Here is a 22655-nt window from a genome sequence, read left to right as displayed (position 1 = left end):
CATTACCTCCGTTACCTGTGTCACAGGACCCGCGCAGAATGCGTGGGTGTTCTCACGGTTCGCCGGGGCAGGAGACAGCTGACCCTGTGGTGTGCGAGATGACCCCTTCTGAATCGGTGATCGGTGAGGTGAAGCGCTGATGAGCACGACTCGGCCGTCCCTGCCGTCGCCGGACGACCCCGGCCCGGAGGCCGACGGCTCGCCGCAGCCGGACGGCCAGCGCCGGCGGCTGCGCCTCGTCGGCGTCAGCGGCGCCGTGCCGCTCTCCCGTGACTTCACGCGCCAGGCCCTGCGCGACTGGGGCTGGCTCCCGGCGGCCACGGCCGATCACCGCGCCGCGGCCGAGGACGTCCTGCTGGTCGTCTCCGAGCTCGTCACCAACGCGTGCCTGCACGCCGGCGGCCCGGAGGAGCTCTGCGTCACCCGCGCGGGCAAGGTCCTCCGCCTGGAGGTCTCCGACCTGGGCGCCGGCACCCCGGCCCCCCGCACCCCGCACCGCGCCGGCCGCCCGGGCGGACACGGCATGTTCATCGTGCAGCGGCTGTGCCTGGACTGGGGCGTGGTCCGGCACGAGGGCGGCGTGGGCAAGACGGTGTGGGCGGAGCTGGCGGGGCCGTCGTAGGGGGCAGCGATCGGTCCGCCCGGTTCAGTAGGCGCTGACGCTCACCACGACCAGCTTCAAGAGCCTGGGGGTGATCAGGTAGTCGAACATGCCGCCCGCGACGTATGCGGTGTCCGATACGGAGCCACCTTCGTACCGGTCTCCGGCGATGTACAGAGTTTCTGCTGCCCGCAGTAATTCCTGGGCCCGCTCCTTGATTTGGCCTGCAAACTGCGGCTCAAGATCGAGCTCAGTGTCCGGCCACAAGAATTCCCAGGTCCAGCCATCGCTCACGTTCCGACCGCCCGCCGCGCAGCAGCCTTGATCTCGGCCACCTCTCGTGCCGCGGCTCGCAGAGTCTCCTCGTCCGATGCCGTCCGGGCGAGGTGTTCGGCGCGGTGCAGCTTGCGGGCCGTCGCGGGGTGGCGTTCGATCTCCACGGCTACGGCCCAGCGGAGCAGGAAGCCGTTGACCGGACCCACGGATTGCGTCTCTGCCGCGAGAGTGAACACCTCGTCGCGTTCGGACTCCATGAGGGGGAGCATCGACGGAGCCAGGCGCGCCAGGGCTGCTCTGAGCGTGGACAGGGTTCTCTTGGGCCGTTCGATGACCGGCTCGTCACCGTGTTCCACCGGGTGTGCGCTCATGCAGAGGCTCCTTCGCGAGCGGATGCAGTCGTCGGCGCTGAAGCGTGTGGGTACACAGTAGCCACGCGAAGGTCATCCGTGGCGATCTGTGGCCATAGCTGGAAGCCGGGCTGCTGGGCTGCAATGCGTGCTGCCGCGCACCAAGAAAGCAAGGAGAGAGGGAGAAGTTCTCTATGCACGATGGCATCAGTCCTGCAGACTCCGCGCAACGGCAGCAGGAGCGCGCTCGGTTGCGCGAGCTGGTGGAACGAGCCGAGGCCGAGCACGGACCGATCGACCCGGACGCTGTCGCGGCCAAGCGGGCTGTCCTGCGCGGTGGAGCGCTCACTCACCACTGAGCCCCTGCCCTCAGGGCAGGGGCTCATCACGGCTTCGGCCAAGCCCTACGGCAGGTTCCGCGCCATCACGATGCGCTGCACCTGGTTCGTGCCCTCGTAGATCTGCGTGATCTTCGCGTCGCGCATCATGCGCTCCAGCGGGTAGTCACGGGTGTAGCCGTAACCGCCCAGCAGCTGCACCGCGTCCGTGGTGATGTCCATGGCCGCGTCGGACGCGAAGCACTTCGCCGCCGCGCCGTAGAAGGTCAGGTCGCCGTCCAGGCGCTCGGACTTGGCCGCCGCCGTGTACGTCAGCTGACGTGCCGCCTCCAGCTTCATCGCCATGTCGGCGAGCATGAACTGGATGCCCTGGAAGTCCGCGATCGGCTTGCCGAACTGCTTGCGCTCCTGGACGTACGTCTTGGCGTAGTCCAGCGCGCCCTGGGCGATGCCGAGGGCCTGGGCCGCGATGGTGATGCGGGTGTGGTCCAGGGTCTTCATCGCGGTCGCAAAGCCCGTGCCCTCCTCGCCGATCATGCGGTCGGCGGGGATGCGGACGTTGTCGAGGTAGACCTCGCGGGTGGGGGAGCCCTTGATGCCGAGCTTCTTCTCGGGGGCGCCGAAGGAGACGCCCTCGTCGTCCTTCTCGACCACGAAGGCGCTGATGCCCTTGGAGCGCTTCTCCGGGTCCGTCACGGCCATGACCGTGTAGTACTCGGAGACGCCCGCGTTGGTGATCCAGCGCTTCACGCCGTTGAGGATGTAGTGGTCGCCGTCCCGCACGGCGCGGGTCTTCATGCCCGCCGCGTCCGAGCCCGCGTCCGGCTCGCTCAGGCAGTACGAGAACATCGCGTCGCCCTTGGCGAGCGGGCTCAGGTACCGCTTCTTCAGGTCGTCCGAGCCGGACAGGATCACCGGCAGCGAGCCGAGCTTGTTGACCGCCGGGATCAGGGAGGAGGACGCGCACACGCGGGCCACCTCCTCGATGACGATCACGGTGGCGAGGGCGTCCGCGCCCGCGCCGCCGAACTCCTCGGGGACGTGCACCGCGTGCAGGTCCGCCGCGGTGAGGGCGTCACGCGCCTCCTGCGGGAAGCGGGCCTCCTCGTCCACCGCGGCGGCGAACGGAGCGATCTTCGCCTCGGTGAGCGAGCGTACGACCTTGCGCAGCTCGTCGTGCTCCTCGGACGGCCGGTACAGGTCGAAGTCCTTTGATCCCGCCAAGGCGTACTCCCCAGAGAGTTAACTACCGTTTAGTAACCCCGATTCTAGGGCGGCCCTCCGGAGTGCGCCTACGTGAGCTTGCCGACAGGGACGTATGCTCGGGCGCGCAGTCCAGCCAGTGTCGTAGTACGTATGGAGCACACGCATGGCCCTCAAGATCACTGTGATCGGCACCGGGTACCTCGGCGCCACGCACGCGGCGGCCATGGCCGAGCTCGGTTTCGAGGTGCTGGGCCTGGACGTGGTCCCCGAGAAGATCGAGATGCTCTCGCGGGGCAAGGTCCCGATGTACGAGCCTGGGCTCGAGGAACTGCTGCGCAAGCACGTCGCCGGGATCGAGGGCTCCACCGGGCGGCTGCGCTTCACGACCTCCTGGGAGGAGGTCGGCGAGTTCGGCGACGTCCACTTCGTCTGCGTGAACACCCCGCAGAAGCACGGCGAGTACGCGTGCGACATGTCCTACGTCGACAGCGCCTTCGCCGCGCTGGCACCGCAGCTGAAGCGGCCGGCGCTGGTCGTCGGCAAGTCCACCGTGCCGGTGGGCAGCGCCGCCCGGCTCGCGGAGCTGCTGACCGGGCTCGCCCCCGCCGGCCACGACGTGGAGCTGGCCTGGAACCCCGAGTTCCTGCGCGAGGGCTTCGCCGTCCAGGACACCCTGCAGCCGGACCGGATCGTGGTCGGCGTCGGCGGGGAGCGCGGCGAGAAGCTGCTGCGCGAGGTGTACGCGATCCCGGTCGCGGAGGGCTCGCCGTTCGTCGTCGCCGACTACCCGACCGCCGAACTGGTCAAGACGGCTGCCAACTCCTTTCTCGCCACCAAGATTTCCTTCATCAACGCGATGGCCGAGGTCTGCGAGGCGGCCGACGGCGACGTGGCCAAGCTGGCCGAGGCCATCGGGCACGACGAGCGGATCGGGAAGAAGTTCCTGCGGGCCGGTATTGGATTCGGCGGAGGTTGTCTGCCCAAGGACATTCGTGCCTTCATGGCCCGCGCCGGTGAGCTGGGCGCCGACCAGGCCCTGACCTTCCTGCGGGAGGTCGACTCCATCAACATGCGGCGCCGCGCCCACATGGTCGAGCTCGCCAGGGAGACCGTGGGCGGCAGCTTCCTCGGGCAGCGGGTCGCCGTGCTCGGCGCCTCGTTCAAGCCGGACTCGGACGACGTCCGGGACTCGCCGGCGCTGAACGTCGCCGGGCAGATCCACCTGCAGGGCGGGCAGGTGACGGTCTACGACCCCAAGGGCATGGACAACGCGCGGCGGGTCTTCCCGACCCTGACGTATGCCTCTTCGGCGCTGGAGGCGTGCCGGGGGGCGCACGTGGTGCTGCACCTCACGGAGTGGGGCGAGTTCCGCGAGCTGGAGCCTGCGGCGCTCGGTGAGGTTGTTGCGGAGCGGCGTCTGCTGGACGGCCGTAACGCGCTCGACGCCACGGTGTGGCGTGCCGCCGGCTGGACGTACCGGGCGATGGGGCGGCCGCGGGTGTGACCTGCGGGCCGTCCGTGGCTGGTCGCGCAGTTCCCCGCGCCCCTTTCGGGGCGCGGGGAAACGAAAGCGCTCAGCCGTCCAGCTGCTCGATCGTCGCGATCGACGGACCCCTCCGCGCCGAGAGATCGGAGGCGACAGCCTCCGACGCCCGTAGCACGCGTACCGCGTTGTGCCACGTCAGCTTCGCCAGGTCCCCTTCCGACCAGCCCCTCCGCAGGAGTTCGGCGATCAGGTTCGGGTAGCCCGACACGTCCGACAGGCCGTCCGGGGTGAACGCCGTGCCGTCGAAGTCGCCGCCGATGCCGATGTGGTCGATGCCGGCGACCTCGCGCATGTGGTCCAGGTGGTCCGCGACCGTCGAAGGCGTCGCGCGCGGGCGCGGGTTCGTGGTCTCGAAGGCGTGGTGGACCGCCATGCCCTCCGGCGACCGGTCGAGCGGGTGCAGGCCGTGGGCGCGCATGTTCTCGTCCGCGGCGCGGGTCCACGCGACCGCTGCCGGGAGGATGAACTTCGGGACGAACGTGGCCATCGCCACGCCCCCGTTCCCCGGCAGCGCGGCGAGCACGTCGTCGGGAATGTTGCGCGGGTGGTCGCACACCGCACGGGACGAGGAGTGCGAGAAGATCACCGGCGCCTCGCTCACCCGCAGCGCGTCCCGCATCGTGTCGGCCGAGACGTGCGAGAGGTCGACGAGCATGCCCATGCGGTTCATCTCGCGCACGACCTCCTCGCCGAAGCGGGTCAGGCCGTTCGCCACGGGGGTGTCCGTCGCCGAGTCCGCCCAGGCCACGTTGTCGTTGTGGGTGAGCGTCATGTAGCGGACGCCGAGGCGGTGCAACGCCCGCAGTGTGGCGAGGGAGTTGTTGATGCTGTGGCCGCCCTCGGCACCCATCAACGACGCGATGCGGCCCTCGGCGCGGGCGGCCTCCATGTCGTCGGCGGTGAGGGCGATGCGCAGGTCGCCGGGGTAGCGGCCGGCCATCTGCCCCACGATGTCGATCTGTTCGAGCGTGGCGCTGACCGCCTCGTCGCCCGCCATGTCCGTCCGGACGTAGACGGACCAGAACTGGGCGCCGACCCCGCCCGCCCGCATCCGGGGAAGGTCGGTGTGCAGGCCGGTGCCGCTCTGGTCGGCGGCGATGTCGCGCTGGTCCAGGTCGTAGCGGACGTGCTCGCGCAGCGCCCACGGGAGGTCGTTGTGGCCATCGACGACGGGGTGCGCGGCAAGCAGCTCGCGGGCGCGCTCAAGGTGTGCAGACGTCATGCCCACCATGGTCACTTACCGAACCCGAAGCCGGTGGCACCCTCGACCTTGGCGCGCAGGCGCTTGCCCTTCGCCGTGGCCTGCTCGTTGAGCTCGTCCTGGAAGTGTCGCATGCGGGCGAGGAGTTCCTCGTCGTGCGCGGCGAGCATCCGCACCGCCAGCAGGCCCGCGTTGCGCGCGCCGGCGACGGAGACGGTGGCGACGGGCACCCCGGCCGGCATCTGGACGATGGACAGCAGCGAGTCCATGCCGTCCAGGTACTTCAGCGGAACCGGCACCCCGATCACCGGCAGCGGGGTGACGGAGGCCAGCATGCCGGGCAGGTGGGCAGCGCCGCCCGCGCCCGCGATGACCGCCTTGAGCCCGCGGCCCGCCGCCTGCTCCCCGTACGCGACCATCTCGCGCGGCATCCGGTGGGCGGAGACGACGTCGACCTCGTAGGGAATCTCGAACTCCGCCAGGGCCTCGGCCGCGGCCTCCATGACGGGCCAGTCGGAGTCCGAGCCCATGACGATGCCGACGAGGGGGGTGGTGCCGGGAGCGCTCATTCCGTGATCGTTCCTCGCAGATATCCGGCGGCGTGGCTCGCGCGCTCGCGCACGTCCGCCAGGTCGTCGCCGTAGGTGTTGACGTGTCCGACCTTACGGCCGGGCTTCACGTCCTTGCCGTACATGTGGATCTTCAGCTGCGGGTCGCGCGCCATGCAGTGCAGGTACGCGGAGTACATGTCGGGGTAGTCGCCGCCGAGCACGTTGGCCATCACGGTCCATGCGGCGCGCGGCCGCGGGTCGCCGAGCGGCAGGTCCAGCACGGCCCGGACGTGGTTGGCGAACTGCGAGGTGACCGCGCCGTCCTGGGTCCAGTGGCCGGAGTTGTGCGGGCGCATCGCCAGCTCGTTGACGAGCACCCGGCCGTCGCGGGTCTCGAAGAGCTCCACGGCGAGGTGCCCGACGACCCCCAGCTCCTTGGCGATCTTCAGGGCGAGCTGCTGCGCGTGCGCGGACAGGTCCGGGGAGAGCCCGGGCGCGGGCGCGATGACCGTGTCGCAGACGCCGTCGACCTGGACGGACTCCACGACCGGGTACGAGACGGCCTGGCCGTGCGGGGAGCGCACCACGTTGGCGGCGAGCTCGCGGACGAAGTCGACCTTCTCCTCGGCCAGCACGGGCACGCCCGCGCGGAACGCGTCCGCGGCCTCGGCGGGGGAGCGGACGACCCACACGCCCTTGCCGTCGTAGCCGCCGCGCACGGTCTTCAGGACGACCGGGAAGCCGTCGCCCTCGGTGGCGAAGCGCTCCACGTCGGCGGGGTCGTCGACGATCCGGTGCCGCGGGCAGGGCACCCCGATGGCGTCCAGCTTCGCCCGCATCACGCCCTTGTCCTGGGCGTGCACCAGCGCCTCCGGGCCGGGGCGGACGGGAATGCCGTCGGCCTCCAGGACCCTCAGGTGCTCGGTGGGCACGTGCTCGTGATCGAAGGTGATCACGTCACAGCCTTGTGCGAACGCACGAAGCGTCGCCAGGTCGCGGTAGTCGCCGATGACGACGTCGCTGACCACTTGGGCCGCAGAGTCCTGCGGGGTGTCGCTGAGCAGCTTGAACCTGATGCCGAGGGGGATGCCCGCCTCGTGGGTCATACGGGCGAGCTGGCCGCCGCCGACCATGCCGACTACCGGGAACGTCACGCGACCAGGGTATCCGTACGCACGAACCACTCTCGCCCCTCCTGGATGATCCTCCAACGGGAGAGGTCAATTTTGTCCGGTTCCCCAGTGCACGAAAGCCTCTCGAATGCGGGATGAAATCCGCGTGAGAATACGGGGGTTCGCCGTCTGTTTACCCACTCCCCGGCTTGCCGCAGCACGGCGCTGGTTAGCATGAACGACATGACTCAACGGCGCACAGTGCGTTCCCGGCTGGAGCGGCTGGCCCGCGAAATCGCGAAGTTCGGCGCCGTCGGCGCCATCGGATGCGTGGTCAACCTCGTCGTCTTCAATCTCTGCATCCACAGCCTGCACCTCGCCGTGGTGCGCTCGGGCGTGATCGCCACCGTCGTGGCGATCGGCGCCAACTACGTCGGCAACCGTTACTGGACCTACCGCGACTGCGACCGGAGCCGGCGCAGCCGTGAGCTCACGCTCTTCCTGCTGTTCAGCGGCGTCGGCCTGGTGATCGAGAACGGCATCCTCGCGCTGTCGCACTACGGCCTCGACCTCACGTCGCCGCTGGCGGACAACATCGCCAAGAACGTCGTGGGGCTCGGGCTGGGTACCGTCTTCCGGTTCTGGTCCTACCGGACCTGGGTGTTCCGGGCCATTCCGGCGCGCGCGGCCGTTGAGACGGCCGAGTCCTTCTTGGCGGAGGCGCCGGAGCGTGTTGGGGCGCGTCGGTAGCCTGCGGCACGGTGGGGGTTGCTCGCGCAGTTCCCCGCGCCCCTTAGGGGGCGCGGCTACTCCTCCGGGTCCGCGCCCATCGACAGGAACAACGCGAAGACCGGCGGGCGTTGCTGGAGCAGTTCCAGGCGGCCGCCGTCCGCCTCCGCGAGGTCGCGGGCGACGGCCAGGCCCAGGCCCGTGGAGTTGCGGCCGCTGACCGTCCGCTCGAAGACCCGCGCGCCCAGGTCCGACGGGACGCCCGGCCCCTCGTCCGTGACCTCGACGACGGCCTGGTTGCCGGTGACGCGGGTGCGCAGGGCGACCGTTCCGGTGCCGTGCATCAGCGAGTTCTCGATGAGTGTCGCCAGCACCTGGGACACCGCGCCGGGGGTGCCCACGGCCTGCAGGCCCTGCTTGCCGGAGCGCACCAGGGCCCGGCCGCTGCCGCGTGTGGCGGGGCGCCACTCCTCGATCTGCTGCTTGATGACCTCGTCGAGGTCGAAGGTGACCGCCGAACCGGACTGCGGGTCGCGGGAGTTGGTGAGCAGCCGCTGGACGACGTCGGTGAGCCGCTCGACCTGGGTGAGCGCGATCGTGGCCTCTTCCTTGACCGTGTCCGGGTCGTCGGTGAGGGTGATTTCCTCCAGCCGCATCGACAGGGCGGTCAGCGGAGTGCGCAACTGGTGCGAGGCGTCGGCGGCCAGCCGCCGCTCCGCCGTGAGCATCCGGGCGATCCGCTCGGCGCTGCTGTCCAGCACGTCGGCGACCCGGTCCAGCTCGGGCACCCCGTAGCGGCGGTGCCGGGGGCGGGGGTCGCCCGAGCCCAGCCGCTCGGCGGTCTCGGCGAGGTCGATGAGCGGGGCGGTGAGCCGGTTGGCCTGGCGCACGGCGAGGAACACCGCGGCCACCACGGCCAGCAGCGCCACCGTGAGGATCACCAGCAGGGTGCGGCCGACCTCCCGGCTGACCGCGGAGCGGGACTGCTCGACGCGGACGGTCTCGCCCTGCTCCCCCTTCTCCGTCGCCGTGATCACGCCACCGGTCGGCCGGTCACCGAGCTCGATGACCGGCCGACCCGGAATCTCGATCCGGGCGTACCGGTCCGGGGTGAACTGCTCGCGCAGCACCCCGGACTCCACGCGCTCGCCGCCGAGCAGCCGGGAGTCGACGATGCCCGTCAGGCGCACGGCCTCGGTCTGGACGCTCTCCTGGGCGCTGCTCTCGATCGTGCGGGTCTCGACGATGACGAGCGAGATGCCGAAGACGGCGATCACGACCAGGACGACGGCGAGCGTGGAGTTGATCAGTCGGCGACGCACTGTGCGGGGGTCAGCTCTTCTCGAAGCGGAAGCCGACGCCGCGGACGGTGGCGATGTAGCGCGGGTTGGCGGCGTCGTCGCCCAGCTTCTTGCGCAGCCACGAGATGTGCATGTCCAGGGTCTTGGTGGAGGACCACCAGGTGGTGTCCCAGACCTCGCGCATCAGCTGGTCACGGGTGACGACCCGGCCGGCGTCCCGGACGAGGACGCGCAGCAGGTCGAACTCCTTCGCGGTGAGCTGGAGTTCCTCGTCGCCCATCCAGGCGCGGTGGGACTCGACGTCGATCCGGACGCCGTGGGTGGCGGGGGGCTGCTGGTGGGACTCGACGGTGCCGCGGCGGAGCAGGGCCCGCACGCGGGCGAGCAGTTCGGCCAGGCGGAAGGGCTTGGTGACGTAGTCGTCGGCGCCGGCGTCCAGGCCGACGACGGTGTCCACCTCGTCGGCGCGGGCGGTGAGCACCAGGACGGGGAAGCCGTGGCCTTCGTTGCGCAGCCGGCGGCAGACTTCCAGTCCGTCCATGCCGGGCAGTCCGAGGTCGAGGACGAGCAGGTCCACCCCTCCCTTGAGGCCGGCGTCCAGCGCCGTGGGACCGTCTTCGCGTACGTCCACCTCATACCCTTCGCGGCGCAGCGCGCGTGCGAGCGGTTCCGAGATGGAGGCGTCATCCTCGGCGAGCAGTACTCGGGTCATGCCAGGAATGGTAGTCCGCCCGGACGCACGTCAGAGGAGTACTCAGGGCTACCCGGGGCAACACTCCAACAGAAGTGTTAGCACCATCGAACAAGCGCGAACGGTTCCCGGCCCGCCTGTGATCCATGTCTCAACGGCTTCCATAAGCGGGCAGGGTCTGACGTATGGTGCTGGGAACGTCTGTAGCACAAGGGGGACTTTCGGCTGGGCCACACACTTCGCCGGAGGTCCCTGTTGTGTGCAGGGCCGGGTACCCCTGGTCCTGTCACAGTGAATGACCTGTCGGCCGGGTCCGCCGCGCGAGGATGCGCGGGGGCGTGGATCCCGGAAGTACGGCTGTCCTGCCGGGTCCTCGTCGTGAGGAGCCGAACCCCTTGGGCGTGGGGGCGGGCAGCGCTGTAACCGGTGCCGGCCTACCCCCACCCGGGCGCGCCCCAGCTCTACGCGCGTCCCGAGCACTCAAGGATCGACCATGGCGTCCAGCCTGACGAAGGGCACTGCCGAGGCGGAGAAGACCTCTCCGGCCGCGAGCGGGAAGACCTTCCTCGGCCATCCCATCGGCCTGGCCCCGCTCTTCATGACGGAGATGTGGGAGCGCTTCAGCTACTACGGCATGCGTGCCCTTCTCGTCGTCTACCTGATCGCCGGCGGCCCCGACGCCAAGCCCGGCAGCCAGGGCGGCGGTCTGGCCATGCCGCAGGCGAGCTCGGTGGCCATCTACTCCATCTACGTGGCGATGGTGTACCTGCTCGCCATGCCCGGTGGCTGGATCGGCGACCGTATCTGGGGTCCGCGCAAGACGGTCGCCGTGGCGGCGAGCGTCATCATGTGCGGCCACCTGATGCTGGCCATTCCCGGCAAGCCGACCTTCTTCGCCGGCCTCGCGCTGGTCGCGGTCGGTTCCGGTCTGCTGAAGGCCAACATCTCCACGATGGTCGGCCACCTCTACGACGGTCCCAAGGACCCGCGCCGTGACGGTGGCTTCACGATCTTCTACATGGGCATCAACATCGGTGCCTTCGCCGCGCCGCTGATCATCGGCACCGTCGGCCAGAAGGTCAACTGGCACCTCGGCTTCACCATCGCCGCCGTCGGCATGGCCATCGGCCTGGGCTTCTTCCTGTGGGGCACCCGTCACCTGGACGCCCGCAGCAGCCAGGTCCCGACCCCGCTGACGGCCGAGGAGCGCGCCTCCTGGCTGAAGAAGGGCCTGATCTGGCTCGCCATCGCCGCCGTCTTCTACGGCATCGTCGCCGGCACCGGTCACTTCACCATGAACTGGGCCACGGTCCCGCTCGCCCTGGTGGGTCTGGTCATCCCGATCACCGTCCTCGTCCGCATCAAGCGCGACAAGGAGCTCTCGGACACCGAGCAGACCAAGGTCAGCGGCTACATCTGGTTCTTCGTGGCGGCCGCCGTGTTCTGGATGATCTTCGACCAGGCGGGCTCGACGATGTCGACCTTCGCCGAGAAGAAGACCGCCGACAACGTCTTCGGCATCGGCTTCCCGTCGACCTGGTTCCAGTCGGTCAACCCGCTGTGGGTCATGGCCCTGGCGCCGGTCTTCGCCTCGCTGTGGATGTGGCTGTCCAAGCGCGACCGCGAGCCGAGCACCACGGTCAAGTTCGCCACGGCGATGCTCTTCGCCGGTGCCTCGTTCGTCATCTTCGCCATCCCGCTGTCGATGGCGACGGACAGCAAGACGGTCAGCCCCGCCTGGCTGCTGATGATCTACATGGTCCAGACCATGGGTGAGCTGTGCCTGTCCCCGGTCGGCCTGTCGCTGACCACCAAGATGGCGCCGCAGAAGTACGCCAGCCAGATGATGGGTGTCTGGTTCCTCGCCGTCACCGCCGGTGACTGCACCATGACCCTGCTGGCCACGGCGGGCGTGAACCTCGACGGGATCGGCGTGATCCTCGGCGAGGCGGCCGCCGCCGTCCTGGCCGGCCTCGCGATCTTCATGTACCGCAAGAAGATCGAGGGCCTGATGGGCGACGTCCGCTGACGGACCCCGCACCCGAGTGCCCCCGGCGCGTTCTCGCGCCGGGGGCGCTTTGCATTCCGGGCCGTGTCCGGCGCCCCTTCGCGCCCCGAAGGGGCGCGGGGCCGTTGACATATGCGGCTCCGCCGCGTGGGCGCGACCAGCCACGATGCGCCCGCAGCCGAGGTTCTCGGGGCTTCGCCCCGGCCCCCTGGGTGGTGCGTCGGCTGCAGGCCGTCGGTGGCTGATCGCGCAGTTCCCCGCGCCCCTTCGGGGCGCACCGTGCCCACGAGCGAAGATCCGTCGGACTGGCCCTAGCGGGCGCTCACTCCTTGCGTGGGGCGGACCAGGGCAGGGCGGGGGCGCGTACGGGCCCGGGGGCGCCCTTGCCCGTACGGGGCCGGGGCTTCCTCGGCTGTGGCGGACGGATCCGGTCCACCACCGCCATCCCGATCCGGTACACCCCCGCCGGGATCACCACGCACAGCAGCACCCAGAACAGCGTCACGCCCCACGGGCGGCTCACGTCCCACGGCTCCTCGACGAGCAGCTTGCCGTCGTACTCCAGCGAGACCCGGTAGTCCCCGTACGCCCCCGTCGCCAGCTCCACGTCCAGCGCCACCCGGACCGTGCGCCCGGCCGCCACGGTGCCGCGCCAGCGGCGGTCCTCCCAGGACGGCGCGAGGACGCCGTGCGAGGTGCCGAGCCGGAAGACCGGGTCCCGGGCGGGCGTGGTGCCCAGGTTGCCGACGGTGAGGACGAGTGTCCGCTGCGGCGGTGCGCCGAACCATGTCAGCAGCCCGTCGTCACCCTGCAGACGTGCCTCCAGGACACTCAGCCGCTCCCCGCCCTCCTGCCGCGGCAGCGTGGCGCTGGGGTGCCCGGAGATGGTCAGCGCGGCATCGGCGGCAGCGGGTGTGCCCATGACGGTCGCCACGTGGACGACACAGGGGCAGGGCTTCGGCGGTGCGGGCACCGGAATGCTCCGGCGGAACGTGCCGTCGGCGGCGGCCGTGACCGTACGGCCGTCGGCGTTGGCGCAGGAGCCGGTACCGCCGATCATGTTCTGCCCGCACACCAGCAGGGTCAGCAGCGCCCCGGGCCGCCAGCCCGCGCCGGTGACGGTGACGCTGCCGCCCTTGACGGCCTCGCCCCCGCTCACGACCGCCGTGGGCCCGTCGGCCGCGGTGGCGGGTGCGGTGCAGGGCGCGGCCAGGAGCGCGAGGAGCAGGAGGGCGCACTGCACGGCCCGCACCACCGCCCTCACGGCCGCACCGCCTTCCGGCGCCGCCGTACCAGCCAGTAGGCCGCCGCAGCGGCCACGGCCGCGCCCAGCCCCGGCAGCAGCCAGGGCAGCGGCATGTACGTGTCCGACGCGGTGGAGTGCGCCGCGCCGGGCGCCGTGGCGGTGACGCTGACCCGGACCCGGTCCAGCCGCGGGGCACCCGGCCACGGTTCCGTGAGCCGGAGGCTGCGCCCCGGCGGCAGCTCCGCGGGCACCCCGTCCGGTGTGCGGTGCAGCACCTCGCCGAAGACGCCGACGGCGCGGATCTCCAGGTGCGGGGCGAGCACGGTGTTGCCCCGGTTGACCAGCGCGTAGTGGATCACCGTGCCCCGGCCCGTACCGCTGACCCGCACGTGCTCGACCGCCAGCGCCGCCAGCGTCGGCCCGGTGACGCGCACGGTCACCGGCACCTGCAGCTGTCGGCCCTCCCCGGTGACGGTCACGGCGGCCGGATGCTCGCCGGGCACCGCGCCCGTCGGTACGGTCACGGTCAGCGGGACGTCCGCGCGGGTGCGCGGCGGGATCCGCACCCGGCGCTCGGCCAGGGCGATCCACGCACCGGTGGCGCGCAGCTCGACGGTGCGGGGTGCGGTGCCGGGGTTGACCACCGACAGCTTGTCCTCGAACACCGTGCCGGGGACGCCCTCCAGGGCGATCGCGGACCGGCCGCCGGACGGCGCGGCCCACCACGGCTGCGGCTCCGCGGCGGCCGGCGCGGCGAGCAGGACCGCTGCGACGGCCGGGACGGCCAGGGCCGCCGCGCGGGTACGGGGCTGCACCGGCCCTAGCCCGCGGCGCGTTTCCGCCGGGTCAGCCAGAGCGTGCCCGCGATCCCGGCGAGCAGCACTGTGCCGCCGAGGGTGCCGAGGGCGACGGCGCCGTCGGACGGGCCGGTCTGCGGGAGCCGGCCGCCGCCCGTGGAGCCGCCTGCGGTGGATCCGGCCGTGGACCCGGCTGTGGACCCGGCTGTGGACCCGGCCGTGGTGCTGCCGCCGGTGGACGATCCTCCGGTGGTGGACCCGGCCGTCGAGCCGCCCGTAGAGCCGGCCGTCGACCCGCCCGTGGTGTCGCCCCCGGTCGTCCCGCCGCCCGCCTTGACGTCCAGCGTGAGCGACGGCTTGGGATCGTTGGTGGGGTCGCACGTGGTCGTGGTGCCCAGCGCCAGGATGGTGAGCGTGGAGGCGGTGAAGGTGACCTTGCCGTCCTTCTTGGGTGTGTAGGTCCCCGACAAGTCCCCTATCTTGATCGGGGTGTTGGCGGGTATCGGCTGTTCGTTGGCCGGTCCCGAGACCGCGACCATGCCGGAGTCCGCACCGCCCAGCTTGATGACGGCACTTGGCTTCATTGCCCCCTTGCCGAGTTCGACGGGGCTGGAGGAGACGCCCTTCTGGAAGGACATGGTGAGCTTGTACGAGTCGCCGCTCTGCTCGCCCTTGATGTCGATGGGCGAAACGGCGCTGCGGTCCCCGATGGGCGTCTTGCAGTGGTAGTTGACGTCGACCGTCTCGGCGTGCGCGGCCGGTGCGACCAGCGCGATCGTGCCGCCTGCCAGCGCCGCCGAGAGCGCGAGCGCCCGGCTCCGGCGCGCTGTGTGACGTGGGGTGCGGGACACGTGGGGTTCCCTTCTCGTCCGGTGCCGCAGCCGGAAATTACTGACGGCACATCAGATCGGGCGCCGACAGTACGCCCGGGGCCGTGGAGAGGGAAGACACGGAACACGCCGATGGCGCCCTGCGGTGGCGGGAGTGCTCCCGGGCCGCCAAGGTGGTCGGTGGCGGGGCCGCCCCGTCCGAGCCCGTGCCCGTGCCTGTGGAGGAACCCGTCATGCCCGAGGCAACCAGCCCGTACCGGCCCGGCACACCCTGCTGGACGGAGCTCACGGTCCCCGACCAGCGGGCGGCCCTGGACTTCTACCGCGACCTCTTCGGCTGGCAGGGCGAGCCCGGCCCGCCGGAGGTCGGCGGCTACGCCGTGTGCACCCTGCGCGGCAAGGCGGTGGCGGGCATCATGACGGCGATGGCGCCGGAGGGCCTGCCCGTCCCGCCCACCGTCTGGACCACCTACCTCGCCACCGCCGACCTGGACGCCGCCGCGGAGGCGGTCCCGGCCAAGGGCGGCCGGGTGATGTTCGGCCCGATGGACGTCATGACCATCGGCCGCATGGCGATCGTCGTCGACCCCGCCGGAGCGGTGTTCGGACTGTGGCAGTCACGGGAATTCTTCGGCGCGCAGATCGTGAACGAGCCCGGCTCGGTGGTGTGGAACGAGCTCAACACCGCGGACCCGGCCGCCGCCCGGACGTTCTACCCCGCGCTCGGCCTGGAGACGGCCCCCATGGAGGAGGCCCCGGGCTACTTCGCGCTCACCGTCGACGGCCGCACGGTCGGCGGGATGCAGGGACTCGACAAACTCCCGCCCGGCACGCCCTCGCACTGGCTGACGTATTTCTCCGTCGACGACACCGACAGCACGGTCGACGCACTGATCCGGGCGGGCGGCACGGTGCTCAAGCCGCCGTTCGACATGATGGACTTCCGGATGGCCGTCGTGGCCGACCCGCAGGGCGCCCCCTTCGCCCTGGTGAACACCAGCGGCCCGGAGCTGCCGGCCGCCTGACGGAGGTCACCCGCGGGTCACCTGCTTCACTTGCCGGCTGCTTCACTTGCCGGCGGCGGTGACCTTCTCGTCCTTCTTCAGCTGCTCGAAGAGCTGCTTCGACTTCACCGGGTCCCACTTCACCGCGACGCCGTCGCTGCGCGTCGGCAGGTTCGGGTTCGAGATCGGCACGGTCAGCTGCTGCCCGTCCCCGCCCGTGACGCCCTTCATGGCCCAGAACATCGAGGTCAGGTCCCACAGCCCCATGTCCTTGTCGACGATGAGGGTGTCGAGGCCGGAGCCGATGACCGGGTAGAGCCGGAAGGGGTTGAGGATCGTCGAGGGCGAAGCGGCCTGCTTGGCAAGGGTGTTGAGGAACTTCTGCTGGTTCCGCATCCGGCCCAGGTCCTGGTCGGCCTCCTGGTGCCGCTGCCGGACGAACGCCAGCGACTGGGTGCCGTTCAGGGTCTGGCAGCCCGCCTTGAAGTCCGCGCCCGAGTCCCGGTCCTTGACCGGCTTGTCGATACACATGTCCACGCCGCCGAGCGAGTCGACGAGATTACGGAAGCCGCCGAAGCCGATCTCCGCGTAGTGGTCGATGTGCAGCCCGGTGTTGAACTCGATCGCCCGGATCAGCAGTTCGGCACCGCCGTCCGCGAAGGCCTGGTTGAGCTTGTGCGTGGACTGCGGGTACTGCTTGCCGGACTTCTCGCCGGTGAAGGCGGGGATGGTGACGTACGAGTCGCGCGGCAGGCTCAGCATCGTGGTGCCGTTGTCGCCGGTGTGCAGGATCATCATCGAGTCGGTGCGCTTGCCGTCCGCCGACCCGGTGTGCATCTCCTTCTTGTCCTGCTCCGACAGGCCCTCACGGCTGTCCGAGCCGACGATCAGGTAGTTGGTGCCGCTGCCGGAGGGCGCGCGGTCCTTGATCTTCCCGAGGTCGACCTCGCGGCGCATCTGCGAGTCGGCCCAGAAGTACGTGACGGTGGCCACGACGACGAGCGTGCCGACGAGCACGATCGCCCCGATCTTGATCCGCCGCTTCCAGTCCGGGGCCCCGCCGCGCGGCGCACGCCCCCTGCCGCCCGGTCCCGCGGGCGGGCCGCCCCGGCCGTGGACCTGGCCGGTGCTGTAGCCGCCGTCGGGGTGGGAGGCACCCGGACGGTACTGCGGCGGCAGCCCGCCCCGCCGGGTGGGCGGCACGGCGCGGGCGCTGTTTGTCCGATTCTGGGGCCAATCGTTCATGAGACGAAGTGTGCCTTGTGCGGCACGCCGACCCACAGGGCGAGGACGGGATCGGGGCAGGCCTGTTGCAGACCTGATGCAATCCGGCGCCGTCGGCGGTCCGCATGCACCCGCATACAGTGGAGGGCATGACCCTTCAGGACCGGAGCCCGGAGCCGGCGATATCCGGCAAGCCGACCTCGGCGTCCCGCACGACGCTGTCCCACATCATGACCAGCCATGACACCAACCTGCTGGGCACCGTCCACGGCGGCGTGATCATGAAACTGGTGGACGACGTCGCGGGCGCGGTCGCCGGACGCCACTCCGGCGGGCCCGCGGTCACCGCCTCGATGGACGAGATGGCCTTCCTGGTGCCCGTCCGGGTCGGCGACCTGGTCCATGTGAAGGCCCAGGTCAACTGGACCGGCCGGTCCTCGATGGAGGTCGGGGTACGGGTCCTCGCGGAGCGCTGGAACGAGTCCACGCCCGCGGTGCAGGTGGGCAGCGCGTACCTGGTGTTCGCGGCGGTGGACGAGAACGGCAGGCCGCGCTCCGTGCCGCCGGTGCTTCCGGAGACGGACAAGGACCGGCGCCGTTACCAGGAGGCGCAGATCCGCCGGACGCACCGGCTCGCGCGGCGGCGCGCGATCATGGAGCTGCGGGAGAAGGCGGCGGCCGAGGGCGGGGACGCGGACTGAGGGTGCCGCGACTCGCCGCTGGCGGCTGCGGGTCCGTTGTGGCTGGTCGCGCAGTTCCCCGCGCCCCTTACGGGGCACACCACCCCCCTACGCCCCGGTCGGGCACACTGCCTGGTCGCCGGTCAGTACGGATCCCGAAGGGGCGGGCGGCACCGCCGCCTGGCCCCGTACCGGGTGGACGGCCCGGAAGTCCGAGCCCACGATGACGCGCATCATCGGGCCCTGCCCCGGTTCGGCCCGCAGATCGGCCCCCGGAAAGGCCGCTGCCAGCGTCCGTACCGAACGGTCCCAGCGCGGGTCGTAGCTGAGCACCGTCCGGTCCGTCGTCGGCGCATTCGTCGGTGACCCGGTCGTCACGAAGCCGGTCGCCCGCAGCGCCGCGTCCACGGACTGCCCCAGCCCCGGCCGCCCGGTGCCGTTGAAGACCTGGACGTGCACCCGCCCCGGCGGCACGTCCACCGCCTCGCCCCCCGGCGGCACGCCCTTCGCCTCCTGCGCCTCCGGCGCACGCCCCGCCGGCCGCGAGGTGATCGGCCGGTCCTCCCGCAGCGCCGCGAACAGCCGGTCGGCCGCCGCCTCGTCCCACTTCACGGTCGAGCCGAGGTGCGGCACGGGGAAGTCCACCACCCCGATCGGCACGGAGGTGAACTCCGCCGATGACGGCGCCAGGCTCCGCATCGCCTCGCCGAGCTCGACGAGCTGTGCCGTACCGAACCCCCGGTCGGCGCGCATGGAGCCGATCACGGTGGAGGCCACGTCGTGGAACTTCACCGGGTTCAGCAGCACCCCGCTGCCCGCGACCCGGTGCATCAGCGCGGCGAGGAAGCGCTGCTGCCGCTGCATCCGGCCCAGGTCGGCGGCCCCGTCGAGGTGCCGGGAGCGGACGTACTGCAGGGCCTGCCCGCCGTTGAGGCTGCTGGTGCCGACGGGGAGGTCGAGGCCGGTGTAGTCGTCCTTGAGCGGCTTCGGGGTGCACACCTGCACCCCGCCCACGGCGTCGACGGTCTTCATGAAGCTGGTGAAGTCGACCTCAAGGTAGTGGTCGAGGTGGACGCCGGTCAGCCGCTCGACCGCCCGCACGGTCAGCCCGGGCCCGCCCTCCGCGTAGGCGGCGTTGAGCTTCTGCGGGTGGACGGAGTGCACCCGGCCGTTCTCGTCGGTGTACTCGGGGATCTCGGTGTAGGTGTCGCGCGGCAGGCTGACCACGCTGGCCCGGCTGCGGTCGGCGGAGAGGTGCACCAGCATCACGGTGTCCGTGCAGTGACAGGCCTCGCCGCCGAGGTGGTACTCGGTGCGCTCCTCCTCCGTGATCTTGTCGCGCCCGTCGGTGCCGACCAGCAGGAAGTTGGTCCCGCGGCTCACCCGGGGCCGGTCGGAGAGCCCGCTGAAGGGGTCGATGCGGCTGATGCCCCCGTCGATGCCGACGACCAGCGCGTGCCCCAGGCCCCCGGCGGCCAGTACCGCGGCCGCCGCGCCCATGGCCATGCGCAGCCCCCAGCGCCGGTGCCGGGGGGCGCTGTGGCGGGGCCGGTTCGGGCGGGGGGAGCGGGCCGGTGCGGTCACGTCGGGACCTCCGCAGCGATCAGGAGGGGGCGGGGTGAAACCGGGCGGAAATCGCAAGAACCGTAGGCCCATACGATCAGCTGGCCGCGGCACCGCGCCGTCCACGCGGGCCCCGCCACCCGGCCGGGGCGGGCCCGTGTCCCCCATTGGCGGTAACGTGACGAACGACCCCGTAGGCCTGTCCCCGAGGAACCATGCCAGTTCAGCAGCAGCCGCCCGCCGTTTCCGTGATCATGCCGGTGCTCAATGAGGAACGGCATCTGCGCACCTCCGTCCGGCACATCCTCGAGCAGGAGTATGCCGGGGAGCTGGAGGTGGTCATCGCCCTCGGACCGTCCACGGACCGCACGGACGAGATCGCCGCAGAGCTCGTGAAGGAGGACGCACGGGTCCATACCGTGCCGAATCCCACCGGACGCACCCCTGCCGCACTCAATGCCGCGATCAAGGCATCACGTCACCCGATCGTGGTAAGGGTCGACGGTCACGGCATGCTGTCCCCCGACTACATCGCCACCGCGGTGCGGCTCCTGGAGGAGACCGGTGCGCAGAACGTCGGCGGCATCATGCACGCCGAGGGCGAGAACGCCTGGGAGCAGGCCGTCGCCGCGGCGATGACCTCGAAGATCGGCGTGGGCAACGCCGCCTTCCACACCGGTGGCGCGGCCGCCGCCGCCGAGACCGTCTACCTGGGCGTCTTCCGGCGCGAGGCGCTGGAGCAGCAGGGCGGGTACAACGAGGAGTTCATCCGCGCCCAGGACTGGGAGCTGAACTTCCGCATCCGCGAGGCGGGCGGGCTGATCTGGTTCTCGCCGGAGCTCAGGGTCTCGTACCGCCCCCGGCCCTCGGTCCGGGCGCTCGCCAAGCAGTACAAGGACTACGGCCGCTGGCGGCACGTGGTCGCCCGCTACCACCAGGGCTCGATCAACCTGCGCTACCTGGCCCCGCCGGCCGCCGTGCTGGCCATCGCCGCCGGTGCCGTGGTGGGCGCGGCCGTCACCCCGTGGGGCTTCGTGGTGCCCGCCGGGTACCTGGCGGCCATCGCGGCCGGCTCGGTGCCGGCCGGCAAGGGGCTGCCGCTGAAGGCGCGGGCGCAGATCCCGGTCGCGCTGGCGACGATGCACATGTCGTGGGGCTTCGGCTTCCTCACCAGCCCGCGCTCGCTCGCGCAGCGCGTCATCGCCAGCCGCCGCCCGGCGGTCGGGCCGGGGGACTGACGGGACCGGGGCGCCCCGTAAGGGGCGCCTCTCACCAGCGGTTGAGTGAATTGACCTTCATGCAGGCCGACTTGTCGTCGCCGTTGAGGGGGTCGGCGCTCTCGGGCGCCTTGTTGTCGCCGGGCTTCCGGGCGCCGTTCTTCGCGTCGGGCGATGCGGAGGTGGAGGCGGAGGCGTCCGGATCCGGCGCGCCGGTGTCGCCGTTCGGGTAGACCGCCCCCTCCCGCCAGTCGCCGCCGACGACCAGGGTGATCTGCTGCACCTCGGGCGACAGCCGCACCGCCGTCTCCGGCAGGCCGAGCGACTTGGTGACGGTCAGGGCGTCGCTGCGCAGCGCGGCCCTCGGGTAGGTGATCGTCGTGTCGGCCTGCGCCCGGGGCGTGGAGTCGGAGACGGCCTTGGCGAAGCCCTGTTTGACCAGCAGCGCGGCGATGTCGGCGCCGCGCCCGGTGGCCGGCGGGAGGACGACGGTGCCGGTGCCGTTGAAGACGGTCACCGGGATGTTCGCCTTGGCCGAGGCGGGCGCGGTGCCCGTCGCGCCGCCCTCGTCCTTCTTCTTGTCCTTGCCGTCCAGCGCGATGTCGTTGCGGACGAGCGAGAAGAGCCTGTCCGCGTCGCCGGGCTTGGGTATCACGTGGGCGTCGGGGTCCTGGGGGTCGGCGACCCACGGCATGGTGGTCATGGTGATCCGGCCGGAGGGCACCCGCTTGATGTCGTCGGCCAGGTCGTAGAGCTTCTTGACCGAGCCGAGGTCCTTGTCGACGGTCAGCGCCTTGGTGGCGGCCTCGGCGAGGCCGGTGAGCTGGGCCGGGTCGGAGAGCTTGGTGCCGGCCTTCAGCTGACGGACCATCGAGTTCATGTACAGGTGCTGGGCGTGGGTGCGGCCGATGTCGCTGCCGTCCTCGAAGCCGTGGCGGGTGCGCAGCCACTGCAGTGCCTGCTGGCCCTTGACCGTGTGCGTGCCCTTCGGCAGCCGCAGCCCGGACTTGTCGTCGTAGACGTTGGCGTCCACGCAGACCGGGACGCCGCCGACGGCGTCGGCCATGTTCACCACGCCGGAGAAGTCGATCATCATGAAGTGGTCGACGGGGATGCCCGTGAGCTCCTCCCAGCTGGCCACCGTGCAGCCCGGACCGCCGTTCACCAGGCTGGTGTTGATGATCTGCGACTTGGTCTCCTTGTAGACCTTGCCGCTGTCCGGGTCGGTGCACTTGGGGATCGTCACCCGGGTGTCGCGCGGGACGCTGATGACGGACATGTTGCTGCGGTCCGCCGAGACGTGCACCAGCATCTGGACGTCGGCGAGCGGCGGCCGGTCGGCGTCGTCGCGGGCACCGCCGAGGTCCTGGTTCTCCTTGGTGGCCCGGCTGTCGGACCCCAGCAGGAGAATGTTGATCGGGCGCTGCCCCTCGGCATTGGCGACGGGCCGGTCGAGCTGCTTGTCGCCGAGGTTGAGGGCGCCCTTCCTGATGTTGTCGTTGAGGTGCTCGTAGTAGAAGTACCCGACCCCGGCCGCGGCGAGCACGGCCACGGACACGCCGAGCGCGGTCCACCGCACTATGCGCAACGTCCGCTTCCGCTTGGCGGCCCCACCGCCGGCCCCTGCGGGACGGTCACCGGAACCACCGTCACCGTCGCCACTGCCGGAGCCGTCGGCGGCCTGCGCCGCTTGGTCCTGCGCGTCGGCGTCGGCCTGCGCGGGGATGCCGGCCTTCGCCGGGCCGTCGGCCTCGGCCGGACCTTCGGCCTTGACTGGGCCCTCGGCCTTCGCGGGGCTCTCGGCCTGCGCAGCGGTCCCGGACTCAGCCGGGCCCTCGCCCTTCGCCGGATCCTCGGCCTGCCCCGGGATCCCGCCCGCCGCAGGGGACTTGGCCTTCGCCGGGCCGTCGCCCGGCCCGGGTATCCCGGCCTGCGCCGACCCCTCGGCCTCTGCCGCCGCGGCGGCTTCCGCCGGGCTCTCGGCCCGCGCAGCGTCCCCGGGCTCCGCCCGGCCCTCGCCCCGCGCAGCGGTACCGGTACCGGCCGGGGCCGGACCCCCGGCGTTCCCCTCGGTCGTCGCGGCCGGGCCCCCGGCCCGGTCGCCTCCGCTGCTCTGGCGCATCGGGCCTCCCCTGAAGTGGTGCGTGCGTCCGGCCCGATGGGCAGGCGTGTTGTGCCGGTTGG

Annotated in this window: 22 protein-coding genes; 8 read left to right on the top strand and 14 right to left on the bottom strand. The window is 71.4% G+C overall.

The window, feature by feature from the left end; genetic code table 11:
* The first annotated feature begins 139 nt into the window (after nt 1–139).
* The gene (locus tag ACWD4B_RS15055) at nt 140–622 is read left to right on the top strand and encodes an ATP-binding protein (protein WP_451421128.1); all 483 of its coding nucleotides are present in this window, start codon (nt 140–142) and stop codon (nt 620–622) included.
* 24 nt (nt 623–646) lie between these two features.
* On the opposite strand, the gene ACWD4B_RS15050 is transcribed toward ACWD4B_RS15055, so the two are convergent.
* A complete protein-coding gene (locus ACWD4B_RS15050; protein WP_414168883.1) occupies nt 647–895 on the bottom strand; it encodes a hypothetical protein in 249 nt (82 codons plus the stop codon).
* Nucleotides 892–1248: a hypothetical protein gene (locus ACWD4B_RS15045; protein ID WP_414168884.1), complete on the bottom strand. Its 357-nt coding sequence runs from the start codon at nt 1246–1248 to the stop codon at nt 892–894. Before ACWD4B_RS15045 ends, ACWD4B_RS15050 begins: the two co-directional genes overlap by 4 nt.
* A gap of 173 nt (nt 1249–1421) precedes the next feature.
* Here ACWD4B_RS15045 and ACWD4B_RS15040 point away from each other — a divergent pair, with 173 nt between their 5' ends.
* Entirely contained in the window at nt 1422–1586 is a 165-nt protein-coding gene (locus tag ACWD4B_RS15040; RefSeq protein ID WP_414168885.1) for a hypothetical protein, read from the top strand.
* Between the two features lie 45 nt (nt 1587–1631).
* Here the strand turns inward: ACWD4B_RS15040 and ACWD4B_RS15035 are convergent, their stop codons facing one another.
* The gene (locus ACWD4B_RS15035) at nt 1632–2789 is read right to left on the bottom strand and encodes an acyl-CoA dehydrogenase family protein (protein ID WP_451421127.1); all 1158 of its coding nucleotides are present in this window, start codon (nt 2787–2789) and stop codon (nt 1632–1634) included.
* Between the two features lie 145 nt (nt 2790–2934).
* Here ACWD4B_RS15035 and ACWD4B_RS15030 point away from each other — a divergent pair, with 145 nt between their 5' ends.
* Nucleotides 2935–4275 carry a UDP-glucose dehydrogenase family protein gene (locus ACWD4B_RS15030; protein WP_451421126.1) on the top strand — a complete coding sequence of 447 codons (1341 nt, stop codon included), beginning with the start codon at nt 2935–2937 and terminating at the stop codon, nt 4273–4275.
* Between the two features lie 70 nt (nt 4276–4345).
* Here ACWD4B_RS15030 and ACWD4B_RS15025 read toward each other — a convergent pair whose 3' ends face one another.
* The 3 genes from ACWD4B_RS15025 to ACWD4B_RS15015 are packed head-to-tail and all read right to left on the bottom strand — an operon-like array spanning nt 4346 to nt 7280.
* The gene (locus ACWD4B_RS15025; RefSeq protein ID WP_451421125.1) at nt 4346–5539 is read right to left on the bottom strand and encodes a dipeptidase; all 1194 of its coding nucleotides are present in this window, start codon (nt 5537–5539) and stop codon (nt 4346–4348) included.
* An 11-nt stretch (nt 5540–5550) separates the two neighbouring features.
* Nucleotides 5551–6087: a 5-(carboxyamino)imidazole ribonucleotide mutase gene (gene purE, locus ACWD4B_RS15020; protein WP_451421124.1), complete on the bottom strand. Its 537-nt coding sequence runs from the start codon at nt 6085–6087 to the stop codon at nt 5551–5553.
* On the bottom strand, nt 6084–7280 hold the full coding sequence (locus tag ACWD4B_RS15015) for a 5-(carboxyamino)imidazole ribonucleotide synthase (protein ID WP_451421123.1): 1197 nt from the start codon (nt 7278–7280) through the stop codon (nt 6084–6086). Before ACWD4B_RS15015 ends, purE begins: the two co-directional genes overlap by 4 nt.
* Nucleotides 7281–7424: 144 nt before the next feature.
* On the opposite strand from ACWD4B_RS15015, the gene ACWD4B_RS15010 reads away from it, so the two are divergent.
* Nucleotides 7425–7931 (top strand): GtrA family protein, encoded by a 507-nt coding sequence (locus ACWD4B_RS15010; protein WP_451421122.1) that lies wholly within the window; start codon nt 7425–7427, stop codon nt 7929–7931.
* A gap of 56 nt (nt 7932–7987) precedes the next feature.
* Here ACWD4B_RS15010 and ACWD4B_RS15005 read toward each other — a convergent pair whose 3' ends face one another.
* Both ACWD4B_RS15005 and ACWD4B_RS15000 read right to left on the bottom strand, forming a co-directional pair.
* Entirely contained in the window at nt 7988–9232 is a 1245-nt protein-coding gene (locus tag ACWD4B_RS15005; protein ID WP_451421121.1) for an ATP-binding protein, read from the bottom strand.
* Between the two features lie 10 nt (nt 9233–9242).
* On the bottom strand, nt 9243–9923 hold the full coding sequence (locus tag ACWD4B_RS15000; protein WP_171084139.1) for a response regulator transcription factor: 681 nt from the start codon (nt 9921–9923) through the stop codon (nt 9243–9245).
* 472 nt (nt 9924–10395) lie between these two features.
* Between ACWD4B_RS15000 and ACWD4B_RS14995 the strand changes: the two genes are divergently transcribed.
* Entirely contained in the window at nt 10396–11931 is a 1536-nt protein-coding gene (locus ACWD4B_RS14995) for a peptide MFS transporter (RefSeq protein WP_451421120.1), read from the top strand.
* Between the two features lie 301 nt (nt 11932–12232).
* Here the strand turns inward: ACWD4B_RS14995 and ACWD4B_RS14990 are convergent, their stop codons facing one another.
* The 3 genes from ACWD4B_RS14990 to ACWD4B_RS14980 are packed head-to-tail and all read right to left on the bottom strand — an operon-like array spanning nt 12233 to nt 14804.
* Entirely contained in the window at nt 12233–13174 is a 942-nt protein-coding gene (locus ACWD4B_RS14990; RefSeq protein ID WP_451421119.1) for a hypothetical protein, read from the bottom strand.
* A complete protein-coding gene (locus ACWD4B_RS14985) occupies nt 13171–13971 on the bottom strand; it encodes a COG1470 family protein (protein ID WP_451421118.1) in 801 nt (266 codons plus the stop codon). Before ACWD4B_RS14985 ends, ACWD4B_RS14990 begins: the two co-directional genes overlap by 4 nt.
* Before the next feature lie 5 nt (nt 13972–13976).
* Entirely contained in the window at nt 13977–14804 is an 828-nt protein-coding gene (locus ACWD4B_RS14980) for an LPXTG cell wall anchor domain-containing protein (protein WP_451421117.1), read from the bottom strand.
* A 212-nt stretch (nt 14805–15016) separates the two neighbouring features.
* On the opposite strand from ACWD4B_RS14980, the gene ACWD4B_RS14975 reads away from it, so the two are divergent.
* Nucleotides 15017–15808, top strand: a complete 792-nt coding sequence (locus tag ACWD4B_RS14975; protein ID WP_451421116.1) for a VOC family protein — start codon at nt 15017–15019, stop codon at nt 15806–15808.
* Nucleotides 15809–15850: 42 nt separating this feature from the next.
* Here the strand turns inward: ACWD4B_RS14975 and ACWD4B_RS14970 are convergent, their stop codons facing one another.
* Nucleotides 15851–17032, bottom strand: a complete 1182-nt coding sequence (locus ACWD4B_RS14970) for an LCP family protein (protein WP_451421115.1) — start codon at nt 17030–17032, stop codon at nt 15851–15853.
* Nucleotides 17033–17160: 128 nt separating this feature from the next.
* Between ACWD4B_RS14970 and ACWD4B_RS14965 the strand changes: the two genes are divergently transcribed.
* On the top strand, nt 17161–17712 hold the full coding sequence (locus ACWD4B_RS14965; RefSeq protein WP_451421114.1) for an acyl-CoA thioesterase: 552 nt from the start codon (nt 17161–17163) through the stop codon (nt 17710–17712).
* A gap of 87 nt (nt 17713–17799) precedes the next feature.
* Here the strand turns inward: ACWD4B_RS14965 and ACWD4B_RS14960 are convergent, their stop codons facing one another.
* Nucleotides 17800–19275: an LCP family protein gene (locus ACWD4B_RS14960; protein ID WP_451421113.1), complete on the bottom strand. Its 1476-nt coding sequence runs from the start codon at nt 19273–19275 to the stop codon at nt 17800–17802.
* A gap of 194 nt (nt 19276–19469) precedes the next feature.
* Here ACWD4B_RS14960 and ACWD4B_RS14955 point away from each other — a divergent pair, with 194 nt between their 5' ends.
* On the top strand, nt 19470–20492 hold the full coding sequence (locus ACWD4B_RS14955) for a glycosyltransferase family 2 protein (protein ID WP_451421112.1): 1023 nt from the start codon (nt 19470–19472) through the stop codon (nt 20490–20492).
* Nucleotides 20493–20523: 31 nt separating this feature from the next.
* Here the strand turns inward: ACWD4B_RS14955 and ACWD4B_RS14950 are convergent, their stop codons facing one another.
* Complete coding sequence (locus ACWD4B_RS14950; protein WP_451421111.1) at nt 20524–22593, bottom strand: LCP family glycopolymer transferase; 2070 nt, start codon at nt 22591–22593, stop codon at nt 20524–20526.
* Nucleotides 22594–22655 lie beyond the last annotated feature (62 nt).

The organism is Streptomyces sp. NPDC002536 (assembly GCF_053594995.1).
Note: the sequence above shows the minus strand (reverse complement) of the source record. Positions and strands in the feature narration are given on the sequence as shown.